The 2,027-nt window shown below is 69.5% G+C and carries 2 protein-coding genes; one reads left to right on the forward strand and one right to left on the reverse strand.

Annotated elements, in window-relative coordinates; translation table 11 throughout:
* Window positions 1-53: 53 nt before the first annotated feature.
* Window positions 54-1,064, reverse strand: a complete 1,011-nt coding sequence (locus tag AB0F41_RS31515) for a site-specific integrase (RefSeq protein WP_357430240.1) — start codon at window positions 1,062-1,064, stop codon at window positions 54-56.
* Window positions 1,065-1,404: 340 nt separating this feature from the next.
* Between AB0F41_RS31515 and AB0F41_RS31520 the strand changes: the two genes are divergently transcribed.
* Window positions 1,405-2,027, forward strand: a 623-nt coding sequence (locus tag AB0F41_RS31520; protein ID WP_357430242.1) for a class I SAM-dependent methyltransferase, incomplete at its 3' end; no start/stop codon positions are given.

The following is a 2,027-nucleotide window of genomic DNA, read 5'->3' on the forward strand; positions in this document are numbered from 1 at the left end:
TCGGGGTTCCGGTAGTAACCGCCGAAAATCAACGGATATGGCGTAGCTGCTGGTCAGCGGCGGCGTTCGGCTCCCGGGCCCAGGATCGAGGTCAGCTCGCGCATCGCCTGTGGGGACGGTTTGAAGTAGCGGCGCAGGTTCTCGGCCTTGCGGTGTCGGGACTTGGCCATCAGTTCGAGCAGGCTGGCCCCGGATTCTCCGAGGTGGGTCAGGCCGGAGTGGCGCAGTTCGTGCAGGTCCCAGCCGGTTCCGGGTCCGTCGACGGCGGTGGCGGCGTCGAGGAGGTCGCGGGCCTGGTCGTAGGAGAGCCGGGCAAGGCCGGTGGTGGGGCAGACGTCGCGGTCGGCGAGGTACTTGCCGGGCCCCGGTCGGCGGTGGGTCACGAACACCGGCCCGCGGGTGCGGTCGCGGATGAGCCGCGGTAGCAGGCGGGCGGTGCCCGCGTCCCAGTACACGTTCTCGAGGACGTGTTCGTGGTGGGCGGCGCCGCGCCGGCGGGTGCGGGGTTTGGCGCCCTTGGACTTCACCGCCGCGATGCGGCCCGCGAGGTCGAGGTCTTCGATGTTGAGCCCGAGCAGCTCCTCGGTGCGGGCGCAGGTCTCGTACAGCATCCGCCACAGCGTCTTCTCCCGCAGGTGGACATCGCGGCGGCCGATGAGCCGGTCGATCGCGGTGCGGGAACGGACCGGGGTGTCGGAGTCCGGCGGCGTCGACCGCGCGGCCGAGGTCGGCACTCGCGGTGCGGTCCAGCCCTGCTCGGCACACCAGCTCAGCCATTTGCCGACTGCGGCGCGGCGCGCGTTCCAGGTGTTCACCGCGGCGTCGCCCCAGAGGGTTTCCAGCGCGACGCCGACTTCGGTGTCGGTGACCGCGTCCAGGGCGCGGCTGTGCCCGATGAGTCCGTCGGGTCCGCGGCCGTCGAGCTGGTCGACGGTCTTGACGATGGCGATGCCGTAGGCGCGGCGGGTGTTCGCCGATCCGATTGTGTCGAGGAACGCTTCGGCGGCGGTGCGTAGGGTGCGCGCCGGCGGGGCGGTGCGTAGCCGGGTCACCTTCGCGGCCATCGGATCCCTTCGTCAGTGCTTGCCCCGGATAACGGGGTCGCTTCATGTCGCGCCGCGACGGGGTCGCCGCAGGCCGTCCCCGATGTTACCCCGGATAACAGCCCGTTATCCGGGGTATCACTGCAATCGTTGAGCGGTCACGGCCAGACGCGTACCGCCGTTCGCCGCAGTCACCGATGCCCACGCCACCGGATGACAGAGTCGGCCAAGGTCTCTCGGGGCCCGCGCAATGAGCAACGCCGTCCTGCCTACCGGCGCCTCCACCCGGCCGGGTGGAGGCACCTTCGTCGTTCCCGGGTAGCGCAGAGTCCGCCGCGATCATGGAATATCGTGCCGGGTCATGACCACGGATGACTGGTTGGCCGACACCCGAACCTCTTATGACACGGTCGCGGTCAGTTATGCCGACCAAGTGCGCGGCGCCCTCGCCGGACACCAGTACCTTCGCGCGGCTCTGGCGTTGTTCGCCGACAGCGTGCGGGCCGCTGGCGGCGGACCGGTCGCGGACGTCGGCTGCGGCCCCGGTGAAGTCACCGCCCACCTGCATGAGCTCGGTGTCGACGCCTTCGGTATCGACCTCTCCCCGGCGATGATCGACGTGGCCCGGCGCGACCACCCCGGCCTGCGGTTCGAGGTGGGCTCGATGACGGAACTGGACCTGCCCGTCACTTCGGTGGCCGGCCTGCTCGCCTGGCAGTCGTTGATCCACATCCCAGACGACGAGGTGCCGACTGTATTCGGGCGCTTCCACCGAGCATTGCGTCCCGGCGGACCGTTGCAACTCCTGTTTCACGTCGGCGACGAGTCGCTGTTGAAGACGGAGGGCTACGGCGGTCACCCGATGAAGGTCCATGTCCACCGCCGTCAGCCGGACCAGGTGGCATCCTGGCTGCACGATGCCGGATTCGTGGTCGAGGCCCAGATGCTGCTCGACCCGGATGCGAAAGCTCAGCAAGCGATTCT

This window comes from Nocardia sp. NPDC024068 (assembly GCF_040638875.1).
Classification (GTDB): Bacteria; Actinomycetota; Actinomycetes; order Mycobacteriales; family Mycobacteriaceae; genus Nocardia.

What these genes read in the sequence shown, in the direction of transcription:
- AB0F41_RS31515 (WP_357430240.1), bottom strand. Translation starts at nt 1,064, where the DNA reads ATGGCCGCGAAGGTGACCCGGCTACGCACCGCCCCGCCGGCGCGCACC.